Raw genomic sequence first — 22,852 nt, forward strand, 5'->3', positions numbered from 1 at the left:
AAAAAACCGACTTAGTTTTGTAAATAAATAGAAATCAGCTGTTTATTGTGTTTCTTGCAGTTAAGCGTTCAATGCTTCAACATTAATTTTCTCGTCGTTCAGCATACTTTTTAACATGTTTTCGATACCGCTTTTCAAGGTAAATGTAGAAGAAGGACATCCACTACATGCACCTTGAAGGATAACTTTAACTGTTTTACTGTTTTCATCGTAAGAGTCAAAAGCAATATTTCCTCCATCAGCAGCTACAGCCGGTTTTACATATTCTTCAAGAATATTAATGATTTTTTGAGAAGTTTCGTCTAGTGAATCAAAGGTGGCGTCTTTAGTCTGTTCATCTTTCTCAATAGTTTGGATAAGACTTTCGTCTAAAACTGTACCGCCATTTTCAATGTACTGTTTGATAAAGCTTCTTAATTCTAACGTAATTTCGTCCCAATTATTCACTTCATATTTTGTTACAGAGATGTAGTTTTCGTCAATAAAAATTTCTTTTACATAAGGAAATTTGAATAGTTCTTTTGCTAGTGGTGAAGGCGCTGTTTGATCAATGTTTTTAAACTCAATAGCATTTTTAGTTAGCATTCTACTAACTACAAACTTTAAAGCCGATGGATTTGGCGTTGTTTCTCCGTAAACGGTAATGGGTTGTTTCTTAGTTTTATTTTCCTCAATGGTAATAATAGTACCTCCGTTATCTACAAAGCTAACTATTTGTTCAGCAACAGCGTCTTTTACATCCTCCCATTCAACGATGCTATATTTTTCAATTGCAATAAAATTACCTGAAATATAAACTGTTTTTACAAATGGAAGATAGAAAAGTTGTTGAGCTAGTGGTGAAGATTTCGCTTCGTCTATGTTTTTAAATTCAAAACTTTCATTTTGAGTGATAAATTCTTCAAATTCAAATTTAAGTATAGTAGGGTTTTGTGTTTCCTTTATTGTTATTTGTGTCATGACTTTTTGTAAATTTTTACAAATTTAGTAAAGTTATTTTCTATGAATACCTATATTTGATATATAAATGAATAAATTAACTTTATTTTAGTTATTGAGGTGGTATTCAGTTCATTTAAATTAATTAAGTAGTATTCATTTTTGTTAATCTTATTTCAATGTATATCAGAATTAAAATAGTTTTATTATTTTTATTAGCTACTTCTTACTCATTTTCTCAAGAAGGAATAGCAGTATATTCTGATTATCTTTCAGATAATTATTACTTAATACACCCTTCGATGGCGGGAGCTGCTAATTGTGCTAAAATAAGACTTACAGGTCGCAAGCAGTGGTTTAGTCAAGATGAGGCACCAGAACTTCAAACGCTTAGTTTTAACGGTAGGGTTGGAGAGAAAGCGGGGGCAGGTATTATTATATTTAATGACAAAAATGGTTACCATTCTCAAAAAGGAGTTAAGCTAACATATGCATATCATCTTATGTTTTCCAGGGATGAAATAGATTTGAATCAATTGTCATTTGGAATAAGTGCAGGATTGATTGAGAGTCAATTAGACGAAACTAGTTTTTTACAATCGGGTGATTTTGATCCAATAATTGATGGAACTGTTGTGCAAAAGGACTCTTATGTTAACTTTGACATTGGGGCTTCTTATAATTATTTGGATTTTTATGTTCATGGAACCGTCAAAAATGCCATTGAAACACGACGCGATATTTATACAGAATACGAAAGCGATAATCTAAGAAAGTACTTGTTGAGTGCTGGTTATGTTTTTGGAAATAAATATGGCATTTTGTGGGAGCCCTCCATATTGTTTCAATTAGTAGATCAAACAAAAGAGAAATCGTTTGACTTGAATATGAAAGCTTACAAAAACATGGATTTTGGTAGTATTTGGGGAGGTTTGTCTTATAGAAGAAGCTTGGACGGAGCAGAATATACTGATGGAAGCGGTGTATCATCACAAAAATTACAATACATTACTCCGATAGTAGGGGTGAATTTTAATAAATTTATGTTTGCTTATACTTATTCTCATGTGTCTGGGCCTGTAAAATTTGATAATGGTGGTTACCATCAAATTACTCTTGGAATGGATTTGTTTTGCAAACCGGTGAAATACGAATGCAATTGCCCTGCCATTAATTAAAATTAGTTTTCAATGTTAATAAAATCTGTAAACGGAAAAACCCCAATCATTCCTGATGATTGTTATGTGGCCGAAAATGCTACTATTGTTGGAGAAGTTTCATTTGGAACTTCCTGTAGTGTTTGGTTCAATGCTGTTATAAGGGGAGATGTCAATTACATTAAAATTGGAAATAAAGTAAATATCCAAGATGGTGCGGTTATTCATTGCACTTATAAAAAACACCCTACAATAATTGGTAACAATGTATCTATAGGTCATAATGCTATAGTACATGGTTGTGTAATTCATGATAATGTCCTGATAGGAATGGGAGCTATAGTTATGGATAACTGTGTAGTAGAAAGTAATTCTATAATAGCGGCAGGCGCGGTCTTAACACAAAACACAGTTGTAGTATCGGGATCCATATGGGCGGGTGTTCCTGCTAAAAAAGTAAAAGAAATTAATCAGTCAGATTTTGCCGGAGAGATTGCCCGCATTTCTGATAATTATGTAATGTATTCTAGTTGGTTTAAAGAAGAGTAACAATAATTAGATACCTTGTTCTTTAGTTGTTATACTTGGATAAAGCTTCTTTACATCTGTAATTAGCTTGCTATAATAATGTGTTTTAAGATGGTTTTTAGCTACTTTTAGTAATAAAGAAGCTTTCCCTATAGAACTGATAAAATTCACTTTTAAAAGGAAAAATTAATTAGTCTTTAAAATTCTTTTTGAATAACTTCATATTGGTCCCCAATAATCGATTTTAAAACTGCTGCTTCAGTATTCGTGTAAAATATAGGGTTGTTACTCGTTTCAGTTGTAAATCCTACCTGATCTTTAAGAAGGTTTAGTGTTTGCCTTGCAACCGCTTCACCTGAATCAATAATCTGAATGTTATTAGGTAAAATTTTTCGTATCTGCGGTATTAGGTAAGGGTAATGACTACAGCCTAAAACTAAATAGTCAATATTGGCTTCAATCATGGGTGTGAGGTAGGAGTGTAGTAACTGATCCATTTCAGGCGAGTTGATTTTGCCATCTTCAATGAGTTGTACTAATCCGTGACCCACTTGCTCTACAATTTTAGTGCTTTGGAATTTTTGGGCTGTGGTATAAAATAATTCGCTACTTAGCGTTCCTTGCGTAGCCAGTATGCCGATAGTTTGTGTTTTAGAGTTGGTTGCTGCTGGCTTGATTGCGGGTTCAATACCTATAAAAGGAACATCGTATTTCTCTCTTAATTCCTTAATTGCATTTGTAGTGGCAGTATTGCAAGCTACAACAATTAGCTTACAATTCATTTCCAATAATATCTCTGTGTTTTTGATACTTAAAGCAATGATTTCAACCTTTGATTTTTGACCATAAGGGGCATTTTTACTGTCAGCTAAATATATCGTTTTTTCCTGCGGAAGGAGCTGGTGTATCTCCTTCCATATAGAAGTGCCTCCTATGCCTGAGTCGAATATCCCTATTGGTTGATTGTTGTTCATCAAAACAAAGTTAAGTGCTACTGCTTAATTTTCCTAAAATTTATATATTTAAAAAAAAAAGCCGCTCATTCCTAAATAAGGATGAGCGGCTTTTAGATTTTAATTTGATTTCTACTAGAAACCTAAGTCTTTTTTTACATCTGCAGTTAAGTTAGTACCATCTGCAAGTAGTAAAGTAGATCCGTCTAATACGTATTGGAATCCTTTAGCTTTACCTACTTTTTGGATAGAGTTTCTTACTTTCTCCATTAATGGTTTAACGATATCAGATTCTTTTTGCTGCAATTCTTTTTGAGCATTATCTCTAAAGTCAACAATTCTCTTTTGCATGTCTTGAACTTCTTTAGAACGGTCACCATTAACGGCGTCAGTCACAGTAGCAGATTCTGCTTCGTATTTTTTTAATTTTGCTTGGTATTCTTCAACCATTTTTTTATAATCAGCATCGTAAGTCGAGCTTAATTTTTCTAATTGTTTTTGAGCATCAAGCATAGCCGGCATTTTTGCCATAATTTCACTTACATCTACATGAGCTGTTTTTGCTTGTGCATTCATTGTTTGACTTGCTCCTAATATGAATAATGCAGCAATTAGTAAAGTTTTGATTTGTTTCATCGTTTTTAAAATATTAAGTAATTAATTTATTGTTTTAGGTTAATTTTTTCCTCTCGGGCTTTTTTAATAGAATCTCTTTGTTGTAAGGTTTTAATCCTTTTTTCTTCTAATGCTTTTTTGCGATCTTCAATTATTTTATTTCGCGTTTCAATTGTTTTTGCTTTAGCTGCTTCTTGATTTTTACGAATTTCTTCAGCAGCTAATTTTGCGGCATCTTTCGAGCTATCATCGCTGGTAACTTTTGTGTTACTATCTCCTTTATTGGTAGAGGCAGAAACCGTGCCATTTTTTTTGGCCGCTCTATCATCTAGTATTTTTTGCCTTCTCTCTTCGTATTCTTTTTTCTTTAGCGCTTGTGCTGCTCTTCTATCTTCAATTGCTTGATCTCTTGCTGCCTTCTTTTCTTCTAAAGCTTTTTGTCTTTCGGCTAAGAAAGGATTATCTTGAATCGCGTCTTCTTTACTTTCCTTAGCTTCTTGATCCGCAAGTTGTTTTTTTGTCAACTGCTCTCTTTTATCTGCTCTTGTTAGAACACGTAATACTTGGTCGCTTATATCAAATCTTTTGGCTGCAAAAAGCATGGTTAGGTCAGATGATTTATCAAAGATAAAATCATATTTTTTATCTTCTGCAATATCTTGCACTGCTGTAAAAATTTGATCTTGTATTGGTTTTACTAGCATTGATTTTTGAATCATCAAATCCCCATTCGCACCAAATCTCTTTTGTTGGAAATCTAACATTACTGTTTCCAGAAATTTGATTTCAGTTTCTCTTTCTTCAATTAAGCCTTTAGTTAATAATGCTTTTTCGGCTTGTAAAGCTTCTTTTATTTTATCAATCTCGATTCTTTTTGCTTCAATTTCTTGTTTCCATTTTTGAGCTTTTTGCTCTAATTGGTTGTTAGCTTCGATATAGTTGGGTACATTTTGTAAAATGTATTCCATGTCTATATAACCTACTTTAGTACCTCTTATTTGCGAATGCATTGTATTCACTACAATAGCGGCTAAAAATAAAAATAAAAATTGTTTTCTCATAACTTTATAGTATTAGAAAATCGGATGTCAATTTCTAGAATTGTTGTCCAATAATGAAATGGGTTTCCCATCCATTTGGTTTTGTTTGTCCTGGCAATGCATCAAACCCATGTCCGAAATCAATTCCTAGTAAACCAAATGCTGGCATAAATACACGTAGTCCAACACCTGCAGAACGACTTAAAGCAAATGGATTATAGCTTTTGAAATTCTCATATGATGATCCAGCTTCTAAGAATCCCAAGGCATATATCGATGCAGAAGATTTCAATGTAATAGGATAACGTAATTCTAGTGAGAATTTATTGTACACTGTTGCACCAATTTGTTCTCCTAAGCTATTAATAGGTGTTAGTGAGTTGTTAGGATATCCTCTCAACTGAATTGTTTCTCTACCATCCATGGAGTAATTTGCAAGTCCATCTCCTCCTACATAAAAACGTTCAAATGGTACAACACCTCTATCTTGGTTATAAGCTCCTAAGAATCCAAATTCAGTTAATGTTCTCAAAACTAATTTACCGTAAACTTTAGTATACCAGTCTGCTTTAAATTTAATTTTATAGTATTCTAACCAATTAAATTTCTTTTGATCTACAATTGCTGGATCAGCAGCTGCATCTTCAATGTTAGTTACTTTGTTTGGACTAGTGTTAGCAGCATTAGGTATGGCTTCTACATAATCTCCTTCGTTTACAATGATACCGTTAGTTCCTACATAAGAAGCTCCAGTGTGTTTGTACTTGTATTCTTTTTGATCGTCTAGAGTCGCATAATCGATTCCATTGATTAAAGAGTAAGGAGGGGTTACTTTAGCAGAAATACTAAACTCTGAACCGTACGTTGGAAAGATAGGGTTTGTCCCTTTATTACTTCTTGATAATCCAATAGTATATGCTAAGTTTCTTGAGGTTCCGTCTCCAAAAGTAAACAGACCAGTATTGTAATTATTCAAGTCGTAATGTTGGTAGCTAATAGACTGAGATAATACAAAAAAGTCATCTGGCACAGTTAATCTTTTGGCTAATCCTACAGATAAGGTTAAGATGTTAAAACTTTTAGTCTTATCCGCTTTTTGAGTTTGGTAATTGTTTGAAAACTGCTTACTGTAAGAAATAGAAGAGCTAAATTGTACTGGTTTCTTTTGTCCAAACCATGGTTCAGAGAAAGATACACTATACGTTTGGAAATACGTACTCCCTTGTAAACGTAATGACACTTTTTGTCCATCACCCATTGGTAACGGTTTGTAAGCATCTTTATTTAATAGATTTCTAGCAGAGAAGTTATTAAAAGACAACCCTAATGTACCTATGAATCCACCACCACCATAACCACCTTGTAGTTCAATTTGGCTTGATCCTTTTTCTACTAATTGGTATTCTATATCTACAGTTCCAGCAGAAGCATCTACGTTTTTAAAGGCAGGATTGATTGCTTCAGGATCGAAGAATCCTAGCTGACCAATCTCACGAATAGTTCTCACTAATTCTTCTTTACTGTATTTTTGACCTGGTTTTGTTCTTAACTCTCTATAAATAACACGGTCATTTGTTTTGTCATTTCCAGTAACGGTTATTTTGTTAAAGTAAGCCAAAGGACCTTCAGTAACTCTAATCTCAAAGTCAATCGTATCATTAGCCGTTTTTACCTCTACAGCATTGATATTTGAAAATAAATATCCGTTGTTTTGATATAAGTTGGTAATGTCTTCTCCGTCCGGTTTTGACTTATCGGCAATTCTTTTTTCTAAAAGGACTCCATTATATGTTTCGCCTTTTTTAACTCCTAAGATTCTACTTAAGAATTGATCAGAATAAACCGTATTTCCTAAAAATTTAATGTCTCCAAAATAATATTTATTCCCTTCTTCTACATTAATTTTAATCGCTAAGGCATTTTTATCTTTTAGGAAAGTTACAGAGTCTGATACAATTCGAGCATCTCTATATCCCTTTTCTTTGTAAGCAGCAATAACTTTTTCTAGGTCTGTTTTGTATTTTTCTTTTATAAATTTTGACGCTTTTAAGATGCGGAAGAACTTCTTTTGCTTCGTGTCTTTCATCGCTTTACGAAGCGTGTTGTCAGATAATTTTTCATTACCAACAAAGTCTATATTTTGAATTTTAACCTTCTCACCTTTGTCTATGGTAACAAGCATGTTAACTTGATTAACAGTAGCAGTGTCTTTAACCGTGTTGATGTTAACTTTAGTATTGTAGTACCCGTCTTTTTTGTATTTGTTTTCGATGTAGTTTTTAGTAGTGGTAATCAAGTTTTCATTAACCACTTTTCCCTTAGTTAAACTGTTGTCTTTAATTAAGGCTTCAGTCTTGTTTTTCTTAATACCTACAAACTTAACTTCTCCTAATTTTGGAAGTTCTTTAATGTCTAAATCTAAGTAGATACTGTCGTTTTCAATTCGATTGATGTAAAAAGATATTTCATCAAAAAGACCTAGTTTTCCTAGTTTTTTAATAGCGCCACTAATTTCTTCTCCAGGAACGGTGATCTCTTGTCCTTTAGTAAGTCCAGCAAAAGTAACTACAGTTTGTTCGTTAAAACTTATTTGACTCGTAACATTAACATCGGCTAATATGTATTTTTTCCCTTGATCAAAAGGAATTCTATCTTGAGCTTTAATTTGTGAAAAACTTCCTAGTAAAACTAGGGTAAGGACTGCTTTTATACTTTTATTCAACACTAAAAATTTATTTAATTTGTTCACTTGTTTTTCCAAATCTACGTTCTCTTTTTTGATAACTAATAATAGCCTCATATAAATTTTGTTCTTTAAAGTCTGGCCACAATACATCCGTAAAATATAGTTCTGCATAGGCTATTTGCCACAACAAAAAATTACTTATCCTATGTTCTCCACTTGTTCTTATTAATAAATCTACATCTGGTAAATTTTGCGTGTAAAGATGCTCATTTATAATTGAATCGTCAATAGAGTCTATTGAAATTATATTATTTTTAACTTTATTACTGATGTTTTTTACAGCATTTACTAATTCCTCTCTAGAACCATAACTTAACGCTAATGTTAGGGTCATGTGTGTATTGTTCTTGGTTTTTTCCATAACATCAAGTAGTTCTTTTTGAGCTGATTGGGGCATTTTTTCTAAATTGCCAATCGTGTTCAATTTGATGTTATTGTTAATAAGAGTAGGTAGTTCTTTTTTTAATGATTTGATTAAAATCTTCATTAGAGTATCTACTTCAAGTTTGGGTCTGTTCCAATTTTCAGTAGAGAAGGCATAAAGGGTGAGGTGTTTTATTCCAATTTTAGCACATTCTTTTATTATTATTTTTACTGATTTTGTGCCATTTTCATGACCAAAAGCACGTAAGAAACCTTGTTGTTTTGCCCATCGACCATTTCCATCCATGATGATGGCTAAATGACTTGGTAAATTATTCTTATCTATATTTTCTAGTAAATCCATTTTTTTAGTCTGCACAATAACATGGTTTTTGCCCAAAAGTATACGTCAAAGTTACTCCTGAGAAAACATACCAATCATTATTATTTAAATTTCCAAATCTTAGTTGCTTCAAGTTTTCATTTGTAGGATTGCTCCCGTCAATATCATCTGCAAGCGTGTATCTTGCTCCAACTTCTAATGCTAATATAAAGCGGCTGTTTAAGTTTGTTTTTAGTCCTACAGTCATTGGGATTGCTATTGCTCCATGATCTGAGTCGTATTTTGTTTCACCGTCTACATAAAATAGACCGTTGTATTGTGTGTAATTAATTCCGCTGTATACATAAGGCGTGAACTGTCTCCCAAGTTCATGCAGATTGAATTCAAAAAAGTTAAATTCAAGGCCTAAAGATACTTCTTTTATGTTATTGTCAAAACGATATCCTCTTTGGTTTCTGCTAGGTTCCTTAGAGTCAAAGTCATTAGAGGTTATTTCTGATTGTGTGTAAGAAAGTCGGTAAGCATGTCTCGTGCTTTTGTTCCATTTGTACAACACTCCAAATGCCAATTTATTGGGGGCAACATAGGTAGTAGGTCCTATCTCGCCAATATAATTGCTTCCACCCACAAATACACCTACTTCATGTATTTGAGAATACATGGATAGGCTCAGGAATAAGCTGAATAGAATACCAAAAAATTTATTCATTTAATTAAAAATTGCGTGCAAATATAATAATTATCAATACGAATCAATACCCAGAACGTTAAATGTGCTTATAAATTTAGGAATAAGCACTTTATTTAGTTCAAAACAGCAGGATGTTAAAAACGAAACGGAAAAATAGGGTGTATTCGTATAGAGATAACATTAAAAAGGGGTTAATTCCTTTTGTCTTCTCCCCAAAGTAATTTCGTTCGCAGTGTTTTTAAGAAAGTTTCATCGGGAATTTCGACCATATTAATTTGGAAAGGTGTTTTCTTTATGGTTAAAATAGATTCATTGGCTACAGAGGTAATTCTGGAATCTAATGAAACTAAGTAATTGTCTTCTCTTCCAGATACTTTTAGTTCAATCTCTGTTTCATCAGGGATTACTAATGGCCTTGCATTAAGATTATGCGGAGCTATGGGAGTAATGACTAAACTTTTTACATCGGGAGTTAATATAGGTCCGCCACAACTAAGTGAATAGCCAGTAGATCCTGTGGGTGTAGAGATAATCAAACCATCAGCCCAGTAAGAGTTTAAAAACTCACTGTTTAAATAGGTGTCTATTGTAATCATCGACGTAGTATCCTTTCTACTTACTGAAATCTCATTCATCGCAAAATTGATGTCCTGCAAAGCTTCGTTAGCAGGCGTGCAAGACAAACTCAATAAAGTTCTTTTGGAAAGTGTGTATTTTTTATCAATGACAATCTGTAAAAATTCGTCAATGTTCTCTTTTTGTACAGTGGCCAAAAAACCAAGTCTACCAGCATTTATTCCTAAAATAGGGATTCCGGAATCGCGCACTAAAGTAGCAGCTCGCAGGATAGTACCATCACCACCAATACTGATTAACATATCAATAGAGGAGTCTAGCTCAGTGTGAGATGAGAAAGTGTTGTAGTCTTTTTGAACAATTTTCTTGTCATAAAGCATTTCTAGGAAATTAGACTCTATGATTAATTCTACATTATTTTTATTAAAAAAAACGAAAATGTCTCTTATAATGGGTTCTGTACTATTTTGATAATATTGACCGTAAATGGCTACTTTCATTTTCTTGCTTAATCGTTTTGTTTGTAATTGTACTGGTAGGCTAAAGCGGCTAAACAAATAACCGAATAAACAATTATATATTAAGGTACCTGTCTAAATAGTCTGATCGTTCTTTTAAGTTGTTGATGTAATCATCCTCATGATGTTCTGAGGTGATCTCATAATTGTATCTTCTAAAAGTTTGAATGATCTCATTAATAGCACCTAAACTTATTTTCATAGTAACTTCAATGGTATCCACATCAGATTCGGAAATGAATAATCCTAAGAGTTTTCCATTGTTACTTTCTACAATTTGAGTGATTTGACTCATTGAATAATCTATAACACCTTTTTTAACTTTTATAATGCGACCTTGTTCTTTAAGAAAAGGAGTCTGATGAAAAAAGCTCATAATGTCATCAATTTCATAATAGCCAACATACTTGTTACTTTCATCTAAAACCGGAATCAAATTGGAGTGATTTTTGGCGAAGACTTCCAGAACTTCTAGCCATAAAGCATCTGTTCTGGTAAAAAAAGCTTCCAAAGTATATTTGTAATCAGTCACTGTTTTATCCTCTTCAAAAGTTTCAATGTCCTCAGCTGAGATACTACCTATGTAAACTCCTTCTTCAACAACAGGAAAGTGAGAGAAGTTCAAATCATCAAAAAAATCTTTGACAGTCGCAATAGTCTCTTGGCTGTCAATGGCTTTAAAGTCAGTGGTTATGTAGTTTGTAATTTCCATCTTTAGTAAATCCTCAATTTTTATGCAAAATAATCAAAAAAAGGCAAAAACTCCTACCTTTTACTTTGTATTTTTGTATCCATTAATCTGTTATTTCATAATCAAAAAGTATTCCAATGACAAAGTTAAGTGTAAATATCAACAAAATAGCTACTTTACGTAATGCCCGAGGAGGTAACGTGCCTGATTTGCTAAAAGTAGCCACCGATATTCAAAAATTTGGTGCTGAAGGAATCACCATTCACCCGCGTCCAGATGAGCGCCACATTCGTTATCAAGATGCTCGCGATTTAAAAGCGATTGTATATACTGAATATAATATAGAAGGAAATCCTCAACATAATTTTATCGATTTGGTTTTAGAATGCAAACCAGATCAAGTGACTTTGGTTCCTGATGCCATCGGAGCAATTACCTCTTCTGCGGGCTGGGACACTATTAAAAACCAAGCGTATCTGACTGAAATGATCAAGGAATTTCAACGTAACGGCATACGAACTTCGATTTTCGTTGATCCTGTTTTAGAAATTATTGAAGGAGCTAAAAAAACAGGTACCGATAGAATCGAATTGTACACCGAAGCTTTTGCACACCAATACAGTCTAGGTAATGAACACGGAATTGATCCTTACGTAAAATCGGCAATTTTAGCAAATGAACTCGGTCTTGGCATCAATGCAGGACATGATTTAAGCTTAGATAATATTCAGTTTTTCAAACAAAATATTCCAGGTTTACTAGAAGTATCCATCGGGCATGCATTAATTTCCGAGGCTTTATATTTAGGTCTTGAAAATGTAGTTAACATGTATTTGCAAAAATTAAAATAATATAATTTGGTCGTGCCACATTTTGAAAGAGGATTTTTTTAAAGTATCTGACAGCCACTGGCTTTCCTCCTCTTAATTTCAAATCTCACGCAAAATCAAAAATAAAACAACAGTCAAATGCTATATTCAAAAATAGAAGGCGAAGGAAAGCCACTTTTAATACTGCACGGATTTTTAGGAATGTCAGACAATTGGAAAACTATTGGAGTACAATTATCGACAGAAGGTTATCATGTACATTTACTCGATTTACGAAATCATGGACGCAGTTTTCAGTCTGATGAATTTACTTATGAAGCGATGGCACAAGACGTGTATGAGTACTGCAAGGAAAATAATTTAGAAAAAGTATCTGTTATTGGACATTCGATGGGTGGAAAAACGGCGATGTTATTTGCTACTAAGTATCCTGAAATGATGGATAAATTAATAATTGCAGATATAGGTCCTAAATTTTATCCACAACACCATCAAACGATTCTTGCTGGACTAAACGCAGTTGACTTTGCTAAGAAGCCCAGCCGTTCTGATGTTGAAGCAACTTTAGAAGAGTACATTACTGATTTTGGTACCCGACAATTTTTAATGAAGAGTTTGTATTGGCAAGAGCCAGGACAATTAGCTTTCCGTTTTAACTTAGCTGTTTTTAATAAAAAGATGGATGAAATAGGAGTTGCTTTGCCAGAAGATGCCTTGTATTCTAAACCAACGCTCTTTATTAGAGGAGGGAATTCTAATTATATTTTGGATAGTGATTTTGACGAAATTAAAAAACATTTTCCGAAAGCCCAATTTGAAACCATCCCGAATGCAGGACATTGGCTTCATGCCGAAAATCCAAAACTTTTTCATCAGCTAGCAAGTGCGTTCTTAGAAAAAGAGGAATTAATTTAAAATTTGTACTTTTAAATAAAAATAGAAAACATGAAACTACTTTTTAGAATTCTGATTACATCGGCATTAGTTGTGGTACTTTCTCACTTGATGACAGGAGTACATGTTGCCGGATTCACGACAGCATTAATCGTAGCGGTGGTACTAGGACTTTTAAATATTTTTATAAAACCAATATTAGTTCTGTTAACTTTACCCATTACATTCATTACTTTAGGCTTGTTTTTGTTAGTAATCAATGCTATCATTATTTTATTGTGTGATAATATAGTAGGCGGGTTCAGTGTAGATTCTTTTTTTACAGCCTTGTTGTTTAGTATTATTTTATCGGTTTCGCAGTCGCTTATGTATTCGATTTTTGGAGAAACTAAATAATAAAATTGCTGTTTTGCTTATTGTTAGATTTATTTTAACAAATCATTATAGATGAAAATAATGGGAATCCTTTATTTTTGGACTGATTTATAGTACATATGAGAAAATGTTATCTTTTTATAGTGATTTTACTAGGCTTCTTTTTGATGCCTGTAACCGCTATGGCTTGTGGTAAAGTAGCAAAAAAAGAAAAATGTACTAAAGAACTTGTTGTAAAAACACACAAAAAGACATGTTGTGGTGATACGCCGCATTCAAAATCAAGTAACTGTAATGGTAAATGTGGCCACAGCTTGTGCAGTGTTTCCTCTACCCATTCTGGTATAACTTTGTCAGAGGTATATAAAGTAAATCTTTCTAACTTTGATTATCAAACTAAAAGACAAAAAAGTCACTATGCTGAAATCTTCCCTTCGGCTATTTATTACTCCCTGTGGCTAATTCCTAAAATAGGTTAAAAACTATTTTTGACAGCCATAAATGGGTCTTTTTCCAAGCATTCTTAGCTGGAAATCAACTTCCTGTTTATACCAATTAAAATTCGTAAATTTATAGTGCTACCTTCTCTATTAGAGTAAGTTAAAGTAGTGCGCCCAATAATTAAGAAAAGGAAAATATATTGCAGCTCAAGATACAGAGACTGTGGCAATTTAATTTCTTTTTAAAAAAATCTAAAAATGAAAAATCCAATATATAAAATCGCGATAGGTATTTGTTTTTTACTATCCATTACTTTGGCTAATGGCCAAGTTAAAAATGCTGCCACTGAAACAGTTACAATTTTAGGTAATTGCGGGATGTGTAAAACAACCATTGAAACAGCTGGTAATAAGAATAAAGTAGCAGAAGTGGTGTGGAACAAAGACACAAAAATGGCTACTTTAACCTTTGACAGTAGTAAAACAAATCAATCCGAAATTTTAAAGCGAATCGCATTAGCAGGTTATGATAGTGAAAGTTTTCTAGCTCCTGAAGCCGCTTACGCTAAACTTCCAGGATGTTGTCAATATGATAGAACTTTTAAAGTTGCAGCTGCAAAAGAGATGAAGATGGATATGAAGATGGAAATGAAGCAAGGTCATGACATGCCTATGAAAAAATCTGATACTGCGGAAGCAAATCAAGAGCAAGGATTAAGTCCAGTTTTTGATACTTATTTTTTATTAACTGAAACATTAGTAAAGTCAGACAGTAAAAAAGCGGCAACCCTAGCAGCTGACTTATTAACAGCGCTTAATGCGGTTAAAATGGAAGCCTTACCTATGAAAGAGCACATGGTCTGGATGAAAGTAGTGAAAAATTTAAAAGAAGATGCTGAGCATATTTCAGAAACCCAAGATATAAAACATCAAAGAGATCATTATGCCACGCTTTCTACAAGAATGTATGATTTAATGAAAGTGTCTTCTACAGCAGTGCCAGTGTACTACAACAACTGCCCTATGTATAATAAAGGAGAAGGTGCAAAATGGCTGTCTCAAAACAAATCGATTCAAAACCCTTACTATGGGGCTAAAATGTTAAGCTGTGGTAGTACGGTAGATACGATAAAATAAGAATGACACTATATATAAAGAATATGGTTTGCGACCGTTGTATAATGGTGGTAAAGTCAGAACTGGATCAATTAGCTATTAAGTACAAAGCAATAACGCTGGGCGAAGTAGCATTAGAATCTGCTTTAAATGGCAACGTTAAAGAGAAATTTGCTAATAAACTAGTGTCATTAGGATTTGAATTATTAGACGATACGAAGGCTAAAACAGTAGAGAAAGTAAAAAGTGCTATAATTCATTTAGTACATCATCAGGAAGCCGAATTAAAAGTCAATTTGTCACAATATCTTACTCAAGAACTAGCACAAGACTACATTAGTTTGAGTCAGCAGTTTTCTGAACAAGAAGGGACAACAATCGAACAGTTTTATATTTTACATCGTATTGAGAGGGTAAAAGAATTGTTGCGGTACAAAGAATTGTCTTTAAGTGAAATTGCCTACAAATTGCATTTTACAGATGTTGCTCATTTAAGCAATCAATTTAAAAAAGTGACGGGTTATACACCCACCGCTTTTAAAAATTTAAAAACGAATAGTAGAAAACAAATAGACAATCTATAATCATACAAATAGTATTTAAAATTATACAACAGATCACAAAGGGGTATTACCGAAATTTGTAATGTATTAATTGAATACCTAAATAAAAAATATCATGAAATCAAAAATAACATTATTTCTTGCTCTTAGCTTGTTTTTATCCGTTACCATGGCACAGGCCACAACTACAATTAATAGTCAGGAAAATACAGATGGAAGCACATTGACCACCGTATTTGATCATTATTTTTCTATTAAAGATGCCTTGGTTAAAACTGATGGGAAACAAGCCGCTATCAAGGCCAAAGAATTAGTAGCAGCTGTTAATGCTGTTAAGATGACAACGCTGTCTAAAAGCGAACATCTAGTTTGGATGAAAGTTTATAAAAAAGTCCAAGCAGATGCTCAAAAAATGGGGACCACTCAAAATATAAAAACGCAAAGAGCGGTTTTTGTATCGCTATCAGGCAATATGCAACTTTTATTAAAATCATCTAATTATAGTCAACCCGTGTACGCTCAGTTTTGCCCTATGGCCAACGGAGGAAAAGGTGCTAGCTGGTTAAGTAAGGAAAAAGCAATTAAAAATCCATATTATGGAAACCAAATGCTAAGATGTGGTGGCGTAACAGAAACCATAAAATAATAATATAACTAAAGCGCAGTCTAGAAATTAGACTGCGCTTTTTTAATAAAACATACATGACACACAATTATATAATAACAGGAATGTCTTGTAATGGCTGTCGAACTAAGGTAGAAAAAACTTTAAATGCGATAGATGGAATTCAGGCAACAGTAACTTTAGAGCCCGCAGTTGCGACTATTAATATGGAGCAGCACATAAAAACCTCCGTGTTACAAGATGCTATATCTGTAGCAGGTAATTATACCATTGCAATGGAAACTCCTACTGATAATGATGCGTCTGCAGCGACTCCCGTAAAATCATGTTGTAGTACTACTACTTCGCATGATTCAAAAGCAATGCACACGCATGCAACAGCTCCTGGAAAATACTATTGTCCTATGTTTTGTGAAGGGGACAAGGTTTATGATAAAGCGGGAGACTGTCCGGTATGTGGTATGGACTTAGTGCAACAACCCATACTTAATCAAAGACAGCAGTATACTTGTCCGATGCATCCAGAGATCATACAGGACGGACCAGGTTCTTGTCCTATATGCGGGATGGATTTAGTCCCCATGGAACCAACAGCCACTGAGGAAAATAAGACTTATAATGAACTAATGCGAAAAATGAAAATCGCAGTGGCTTTTACACTCCCTATATTCATCATTGCGATGTCAGATATGATTCCGAATAATCCTTTGATGAAAATCATGGATGTGGAAAAGTGGAATTGGGTACAATTTGCATTATCACTTCCAGTAGTATTCTATGCTTGCAGTATGTTTTTTGTTCGTGCATGGAAATCATTGGTGACTTGGAACTTAAATATGTTTACGCTTATCGGGATTGGATCTGGAGTGGCTTTCTTGTTTAGTGTGTTTGGATTATTATTCCCTAGCCTTTTTCCAGCTGAATTTAAAACGGTTGCCGGGACCGTCCATTTGTACTTTGAAGCCACTACCGTTATTTTAACTCTTGTATTATTAGGGCAATTGTTAGAAGCAAGGGCGCATAGTAGAACCAGTGGTGCAATTAAAGAATTATTAAAATTAGCCCCTACTGAAGCGACCTTAGTAGTTGACGGAGTTGATAAAGTAATTTCTATTCACGATATTAAAAAAGGAGATTTACTGAGAGTAAAACCTGGAGAAAAAATTCCAGTGGATGGAACAATAACGCAAGGGGAAAGTACTATTGATGAATCGATGATTTCGGGCGAGCCTATTCCTGTTGATAAAGCAGTGGATGATGCCGTCGTATCAGGAACGATCAATGGAACCCAATCTTTTGTAATGGTTGCAGAGAAAATTGGTTCAGAAACCTTGCTTTCGCAAATTGTACAAATGGTGACAGATGCTAGTCGCTCTAGAGCACCTATTCAAAAAGTAGCGGATCGAATAGCTAAATATTTTGTGCCTATCGTTGTGGGAGTTTCCATAATTACCTTTTTTGTTTGGGCAAGTTTTGGACCTGAACCTGCTTTAGTATATGGGTTTATTAATGCGATTGCGGTTTTAATTATTGCTTGTCCCTGCGCGCTGGGTTTAGCAACACCCATGTCAGTTATGGTGGGTGTTGGAAAAGGAGCGCAATCAGGAGTTCTAATAAAAAATGCCGAAGCTTTAGAGGTGATGAATAAAGTCAATGTCTTAATTACTGATAAAACGGGAACGATTACACAGGGGAAACCTTCTGTTGAGAAAGTATTTGCTACACATGATAATGAAGGTGATTTGTTGCAAATGATCGCTTCATTGAACCAGTATAGTGAACACCCTTTAGCACAAGCCGTAGTTGATTTTGCGAAAGCGAAAGAAACGGTATTAAGTACAGTAGATGATTTTAAGTCAGTAACTGGAAAAGGAGTTATTGGGACAGTAGCCAATAAAAAAGTAGCGCTAGGGAATAAAAAATTATTGGAGCAAGTAAATGCTTCCCTTTCTGAGGAATTAGAAAATAAAATAATCAGTGAACAAAAGCTGGGGAAAACTGTATCTTATGTCACTGTTGATGGCGTAGCTGTGGGATTTGTCACCATTACAGATGCCATCAAAACCACCAGTGCTGATGCAATAAAAGAGTTGATGTCTCAAGGTGTTGAAGTGATCATGTTAACAGGAGATAATAAAAATACAGCAAAAGCAGTTGCTGATGAGTTGCAATTGACTTCATTTATTGCAGGCTGTTTGCCCGAAGATAAACTCAAAGAAATTAAACGTTTGCAAGCGGAAGGTAAAATAGTGGCAATGGCAGGTGATGGAATCAATGATGCACCGGCTTTGGCTCAAGCCAATGTAGGAATAGCCATGGGCACAGGAACTGATGTAGCCATTGAAAGTGCTAAAATAACACTCGTAAAAGGCGACTTGCAAGGCATTGTGAAAGCCAAAAAATTAAGTCATGGCGTGATGAAGAATATCAATCAGAACTTGTTTTTTGCCTTCTTCTATAATGTGATTGGAATTCCTATAGCCGCTGGCGTACTATATCCGTTTTTTGGACTGTTATTATCACCTATGATTGCGGCTCTGGCAATGAGTTTTAGTTCTGTTTCTGTAATTGGTAATGCGTTGCGATTGCGAAACCTGAAATTATAAATTAGTCAATAGAATTTTATTAACCCTAAAAAATTAAAGATATGTTAGATGATGGAGACAATGGAATGCACATGGAAGGATACTCGTTTATGGGAATGCATTATTTTTGGTGGGTGTCAATACTCGTTTTTGCATTGTTGTTATTAGTAATAGCGCACCGGTATAGAAGAAGGAAATAATTTTAATTAAAAAAACAATAATCATGGAATATTATTTTAGTAAAACAATTACAGATAGCTTTGAAAATGCGATAGAAAAAGTAACAAAAGGGCTGAAAGAAGAAGGGTTTGGAATATTAACCGAAATTGATTTAAAAGCTACCTTAAAAAAGAAACTCGATGTGGATTTTTATAACTACACTATTTTAGGTGCTTGTAACCCACCCTTTGCATACAAAGCATTATTAGCCGAAGATAAGATAGGGACAATGTTACCCTGCAATGTAATTGTTCAAGAAAAAATTGCAGGACAAATTGAAATTGCTGCAGTAGATCCAGCGGCTTCAATGCAGGCAGTCGATAATACAGAACTTGCCGAAATTGCTGCCGAAATCAGGGACCGATTGAAAAATGCAATTGATCAGTTGTAAGTTTAATTTAGAATAGTAAATATCAATAATAAAATGAAAATTAAATACAGTCTATTTCTCCTATTTTTCGCTCTTACTGTAACTGCTCAAAAAGTGGTGCGTTATGATTTATATGTAAGAGACACTTTAGTCAATTTTTCGGGTAAAGAAAAGAAAGCCATTGCGGTCAATGGACAAATTCCGATGCCTACACTAACCTTTACTGAAGGAGATATTGCCGAAATTTATGTCCATAATGAAAGAGAAGAAGGTACTTCTTTGCATTGGCACGGCTTATTTGTGCCTAACAAAGAAGATGGCGTTCCTTACCTTACACAAATGCCTATTGCTCCTCATACCACTCATAAATATAGTTTTCCTATTGTGCAAAGTGGAACCCATTGGTACCACAGTCACTCCGGAATGCAAGAACAAATAGGGATGTATGGTGCGCTTATATTGAAGAAAAAAGACAATGATCCTACCTTTAGAAAAGGGATAGATGATTTGCCAGCGCTTCCTGTTGTGTTAAGTGAATGGACAGATTACAATCCTAAAAATGTACATCGATTGCTGCATAATGCCTCAGATTGGTTTGCGATTAAAAAAGGAACCACACAGAGTTATGCCGAAGCGATAAGAAGCGGACATTTTAAAACAAAATTCAACAACGAGTGGAAACGAATGTTAGCCATGGATGTGAGTGATGTTTACTATGATAAATTTTTAATTAACGGACAAAATGAATCGGTTGCAAAAGGCTTAAGTAAATTCAAAGCCGGAGATAAAGTGCGTTTGCGCATTTCTAATGCAGGAGCCTCTTCTTATTTTTGGTTGACGTACGCCGGAGGAAAAATCACTGTGGTTGCTAATGATGGCAACGATGTTGAACCTGTAGTTGTTGATCGATTAATTATAGGTGTTTCAGAAACTTATGATGTAGTAGTCACCATTCCTGCTGATAATACCGCTTATGAATTTTTAGCCACTCCTGAAGATCGAACTAAATCAGCCTCGCTTTATATAGGAAGCGGCATCAAACAGTTAGCTTCTCCTTTGCCAAAATTAAATTATTTTGAAGGGATGAAGATGATGAATGATATGATGAATATGGACGGCAGCATGAATGATATGGGTATGCAGATGAGTTTGCAGAAGATGGATATGAATACGGTGATGTATCCAGAAATAACAGGGGAATCAGCTATGAAAATGGATATGAAGTCAGATGATGCAGACAAGGAAGAGCCAAAAATGGATCATTCTAAAATGGATCATTCCATGCACACGATGAATTCCAGTCCCTCAGAAATTGTAACTTTAAATTATGGCATGTTAAAAGCGCCACAGATTACTACACTTCCTAAGGATTCTCCAGTGAGAGAGCTGCGTTTTGAATTGACTGGGAATATGAACCGCTATTTGTGGAGTATGGACAACAAAGTCCTGTCTGAAACTGACAAAATTTTAATCAAAAAAGGAGAAAACGTGCGCATTGTGCTGTACAACAATTCTATGATGCGTCACCCAATGCATTTGCACGGTCACGATTTTAGAGTGTTGAATGGACAAGGGGAGTACGCACCACTGAAAAACGTGTTGGATATTATGCCAATGGAGACAGATACTATTGAGTTTAATGCTAATGCAGATGGTGATTGGTTTTTTCATTGTCATATTTTGTACCATATGATGGCGGGAATGAACAGGGTTTTTAGTTATGAAAACTCGGCACCAAATCCGCTTTTACCGAATAAAGACTGGGCATATAAAAAATTACAAAGTGAGAGCAACGGACTTCATTTTATGGCCGAAAATGATTTTGCTACTAATGGGAACGATGGGCAGGCAATGTTGCAAAATGCCAGATGGAGTTTTGGAACCGAGTGGCGTTTAGGCTACCATGATGAGCATGGCTATGAAACCGAAATGCATATTGGTCGTTATATTGGTAAAAATCAATGGTTGATGCCTTTTATAGGTTTTGACTGGCGTTATCGAAAATTTGGAATAAATGAAGTGGAGAAAAATGTATTTGGACAATCGAGTACTAAAGACAATCGTGCTGTAGTGAGTTTAGGGGTTAATTATACATTGCCACTTTTACTTATTGCGCAAGCAGAAGTTTTCCATGATGGGAATGTTCGTTTTCAATTAATGCGAGAAGATATTCCATTATCAAAAAGACTACGTATGGCTTTCATGGTCAATACGGATAAAGAATACATGGCCGGTTTCAAATATATCGTTGGAAAAAATGTGGGAATCACTACACATTATGACAGTGATATGGGAGTCGGTTTTGGAGTGAATTTGAATTATTAAGCTGTTTTTTGGGCAACAATCTAGTGTGTTTTACCAAAAGGCTGAAAAAATTTAAAAAAAATTTACCGCAGCAACTTTCTTGTAAGTACTAAGAATGAATTAATTATATTTTGGAAATAAAAAAAATGGTATTTTGAGACTCAGCTTTGTGAATTTGCCTTTGCACATCTCAAAAATAGTGCTAATTTTGCACCCGCAATAGAAAATTAAGGCCCGTTCGTCTATCGGTTAGGACGCATGGTTTTCATCCATGTAAGAGCGGTTCGATTCCGCTACGGGCTACAATATTCTAGCTGTTGCACTTCATTTTTTCGAATATTAAATTCACAAACTTGACAGTGTAAATTAATTTCAATTAATTTCCTAAATACATAAGAACAAGCCTCGAGAACTTTAGTTTTCGAGGCTTTTTTTGTTGCTTTTATTTTAGTGATTAATTTGCTCCTCCGTTAAATTTGCACAGATTGCATAGTGATTTTTGTATGTGTTATCATTTTAAAGAGTTCTAATTGATGTGGTTTTCTTTTATAGTAAGGAACCATTATTTAGTATACTTTTTAATTTAATGATTTAGCTTAAAAAAAGATAGCATTTCTATTGTATAATATTAGATCCACTGTAATAAAACATTGTTTTTATTTAAATTCTGATTAAAGTACTTTATAAGATGGTTTAAATACAGAAAAGTGCCATTCGTCGATTATTTCGACTATTAGTCGGTATGCGTGGTAAATTTGTTTAACAGTTTTAGCATACTGTGAAAAGGAATACTAATCATTTCTAAAGGTCAATCTTTCGAAATTTAAAATTTGTACCATGAAATTATTACTTCACACTATAGTCATTATTACTTTACTTTCAACATTATATTCGTGCTCCTCAGACCACGCAGAACTTCAAAATGTAGAAACGAGCAAGTCATTTATTAAAGATGTAGTTGTTTATAGCTACGACAGTCATGAATATACAGCCTTAGAGTTAATTAACGCTCACAGGCTTAACAAAGGCTTAGACAAATTAGAAAAAATTAATTATTTGTCCAAAAAATCAGAGGAACACAATAGTTATATGATTGCTAATGAAGTAGTTTCTCACGATGGTTTTATTTCCCGTTCTGAAAGTATAAAGAAGGTATTGTCAGCAACGGTTGTAGGAGAAAATATAGCTTATAATTACAGTACTCCTCAATCTGCTTTGGCTGCCTGGTTAGCAAGTCCAGGACATAAAGATAATATAGAGGGTAATTACACTCATTTTGGAATTGCAATTACTGAAGATCCAGATACAGGAAATAAATATTACACTAATATTTTTGCCAAAATATAATTATTTTGAACTTCCGTTACGAGT

The 22,852-nt window shown here is 34.2% G+C and carries 23 protein-coding genes and 1 tRNA gene; 15 read left to right on the plus strand and 9 right to left on the minus strand.

Translation table 11 applies throughout. From position 1 onward, the window contains the following. Positions 1-60: 60 nt before the first annotated feature. Positions 61-960 carry a NifU family protein gene (locus ACEN2K_RS03170; protein WP_441757857.1) on the minus strand — a complete coding sequence of 300 codons (900 nt, stop codon included), beginning with the start codon at positions 958-960 and terminating at the stop codon, positions 61-63. A 158-nt stretch (positions 961-1,118) separates the two neighbouring features. Here ACEN2K_RS03170 and ACEN2K_RS03175 point away from each other — a divergent pair, with 158 nt between their 5' ends. Both ACEN2K_RS03175 and ACEN2K_RS03180 read left to right on the plus strand, forming a co-directional pair. Beyond that, positions 1,119-2,117 carry a PorP/SprF family type IX secretion system membrane protein gene (locus ACEN2K_RS03175; protein WP_441757858.1) on the plus strand — a complete coding sequence of 333 codons (999 nt, stop codon included), beginning with the start codon at positions 1,119-1,121 and terminating at the stop codon, positions 2,115-2,117. Between the two features lie 12 nt (positions 2,118-2,129). Beyond that, complete coding sequence (locus tag ACEN2K_RS03180) at positions 2,130-2,645, plus strand: gamma carbonic anhydrase family protein (protein WP_441757859.1); 516 nt, start codon at positions 2,130-2,132, stop codon at positions 2,643-2,645. Between the two features lie 176 nt (positions 2,646-2,821). On the opposite strand, the gene murI is transcribed toward ACEN2K_RS03180, so the two are convergent. From murI to ACEN2K_RS03220, 8 genes are all read right to left on the minus strand, one after another. After that, positions 2,822-3,598, minus strand: a complete 777-nt coding sequence (gene murI, locus ACEN2K_RS03185) for a glutamate racemase (protein WP_441757860.1) — start codon at positions 3,596-3,598, stop codon at positions 2,822-2,824. Positions 3,599-3,712: 114 nt separating this feature from the next. After that, positions 3,713-4,213 carry an OmpH family outer membrane protein gene (locus ACEN2K_RS03190; protein WP_441757861.1) on the minus strand — a complete coding sequence of 167 codons (501 nt, stop codon included), beginning with the start codon at positions 4,211-4,213 and terminating at the stop codon, positions 3,713-3,715. 26 nt (positions 4,214-4,239) lie between these two features. Then, a complete protein-coding gene (locus ACEN2K_RS03195; protein WP_441757862.1) occupies positions 4,240-5,253 on the minus strand; it encodes an OmpH family outer membrane protein in 1,014 nt (337 codons plus the stop codon). Positions 5,254-5,287: 34 nt separating this feature from the next. Continuing rightward, complete coding sequence (locus tag ACEN2K_RS03200) at positions 5,288-8,032, minus strand: BamA/OMP85 family outer membrane protein (RefSeq protein ID WP_441757863.1); 2,745 nt, start codon at positions 8,030-8,032, stop codon at positions 5,288-5,290. Next, complete coding sequence (locus tag ACEN2K_RS03205) at positions 7,965-8,705, minus strand: isoprenyl transferase (RefSeq protein ID WP_441757864.1); 741 nt, start codon at positions 8,703-8,705, stop codon at positions 7,965-7,967. Before ACEN2K_RS03205 ends, ACEN2K_RS03200 begins: the two co-directional genes overlap by 68 nt. A 4-nt stretch (positions 8,706-8,709) precedes the next feature. Next, entirely contained in the window at positions 8,710-9,393 is a 684-nt protein-coding gene (locus ACEN2K_RS03210) for a DUF6089 family protein (protein WP_441757865.1), read from the minus strand. Between the two features lie 173 nt (positions 9,394-9,566). Further along, complete coding sequence (locus ACEN2K_RS03215; protein ID WP_441757866.1) at positions 9,567-10,451, minus strand: NAD kinase; 885 nt, start codon at positions 10,449-10,451, stop codon at positions 9,567-9,569. 73 nt (positions 10,452-10,524) lie between these two features. Continuing rightward, positions 10,525-11,181, minus strand: a complete 657-nt coding sequence (locus ACEN2K_RS03220; RefSeq protein WP_441757867.1) for a CBS domain-containing protein — start codon at positions 11,179-11,181, stop codon at positions 10,525-10,527. Between the two features lie 116 nt (positions 11,182-11,297). On the opposite strand from ACEN2K_RS03220, the gene ACEN2K_RS03225 reads away from it, so the two are divergent. From ACEN2K_RS03225 to ACEN2K_RS03285, 13 genes are all read left to right on the plus strand, one after another. Beyond that, the gene (locus tag ACEN2K_RS03225) at positions 11,298-12,011 is read left to right on the plus strand and encodes a pyridoxine 5'-phosphate synthase (RefSeq protein WP_441757868.1); all 714 of its coding nucleotides are present in this window, start codon (positions 11,298-11,300) and stop codon (positions 12,009-12,011) included. Between the two features lie 117 nt (positions 12,012-12,128). After that, positions 12,129-12,905 carry an alpha/beta fold hydrolase gene (locus tag ACEN2K_RS03230; protein ID WP_441757869.1) on the plus strand — a complete coding sequence of 259 codons (777 nt, stop codon included), beginning with the start codon at positions 12,129-12,131 and terminating at the stop codon, positions 12,903-12,905. A 30-nt stretch (positions 12,906-12,935) separates the two neighbouring features. Then, a complete protein-coding gene (locus tag ACEN2K_RS03235; protein ID WP_441757870.1) occupies positions 12,936-13,280 on the plus strand; it encodes a phage holin family protein in 345 nt (114 codons plus the stop codon). Between the two features lie 98 nt (positions 13,281-13,378). Beyond that, complete coding sequence (locus ACEN2K_RS03240) at positions 13,379-13,738, plus strand: hypothetical protein (protein ID WP_441757871.1); 360 nt, start codon at positions 13,379-13,381, stop codon at positions 13,736-13,738. Positions 13,739-13,957: 219 nt separating this feature from the next. After that, a complete protein-coding gene (locus tag ACEN2K_RS03245; RefSeq protein ID WP_441757872.1) occupies positions 13,958-14,836 on the plus strand; it encodes a DUF3347 domain-containing protein in 879 nt (292 codons plus the stop codon). A 2-nt stretch (positions 14,837-14,838) separates the two neighbouring features. Continuing rightward, on the plus strand, positions 14,839-15,399 hold the full coding sequence (locus tag ACEN2K_RS03250) for a helix-turn-helix domain-containing protein (protein ID WP_441757873.1): 561 nt from the start codon (positions 14,839-14,841) through the stop codon (positions 15,397-15,399). Between the two features lie 94 nt (positions 15,400-15,493). Continuing rightward, positions 15,494-16,024: a DUF3347 domain-containing protein gene (locus ACEN2K_RS03255; protein ID WP_441757874.1), complete on the plus strand. Its 531-nt coding sequence runs from the start codon at positions 15,494-15,496 to the stop codon at positions 16,022-16,024. Positions 16,025-16,080: 56 nt separating this feature from the next. Beyond that, positions 16,081-18,609: a heavy metal translocating P-type ATPase gene (locus tag ACEN2K_RS03260; RefSeq protein ID WP_441757875.1), complete on the plus strand. Its 2,529-nt coding sequence runs from the start codon at positions 16,081-16,083 to the stop codon at positions 18,607-18,609. Positions 18,610-18,650: 41 nt separating this feature from the next. Then, complete coding sequence (locus tag ACEN2K_RS03265) at positions 18,651-18,788, plus strand: hypothetical protein (protein WP_441757876.1); 138 nt, start codon at positions 18,651-18,653, stop codon at positions 18,786-18,788. Between the two features lie 23 nt (positions 18,789-18,811). Continuing rightward, positions 18,812-19,198 (plus strand): DUF302 domain-containing protein, encoded by a 387-nt coding sequence (locus tag ACEN2K_RS03270; RefSeq protein ID WP_441757877.1) that lies wholly within the window; start codon positions 18,812-18,814, stop codon positions 19,196-19,198. A 33-nt stretch (positions 19,199-19,231) separates the two neighbouring features. Continuing rightward, entirely contained in the window at positions 19,232-21,502 is a 2,271-nt protein-coding gene (locus ACEN2K_RS03275; protein WP_441757878.1) for a multicopper oxidase domain-containing protein, read from the plus strand. A gap of 210 nt (positions 21,503-21,712) precedes the next feature. Next, a tRNA-Glu gene (locus ACEN2K_RS03280) sits at positions 21,713-21,784 on the plus strand. Positions 21,785-22,318: 534 nt separating this feature from the next. Continuing rightward, entirely contained in the window at positions 22,319-22,828 is a 510-nt protein-coding gene (locus tag ACEN2K_RS03285) for a CAP domain-containing protein (protein ID WP_441757879.1), read from the plus strand. Positions 22,829-22,852: the final 24 nt, after the last annotated feature.

This window comes from Flavobacterium sp. W21_SRS_FM3 (assembly GCF_052113625.1).
Lineage (GTDB): Bacteria > Bacteroidota > Bacteroidia > Flavobacteriales > Flavobacteriaceae > Flavobacterium.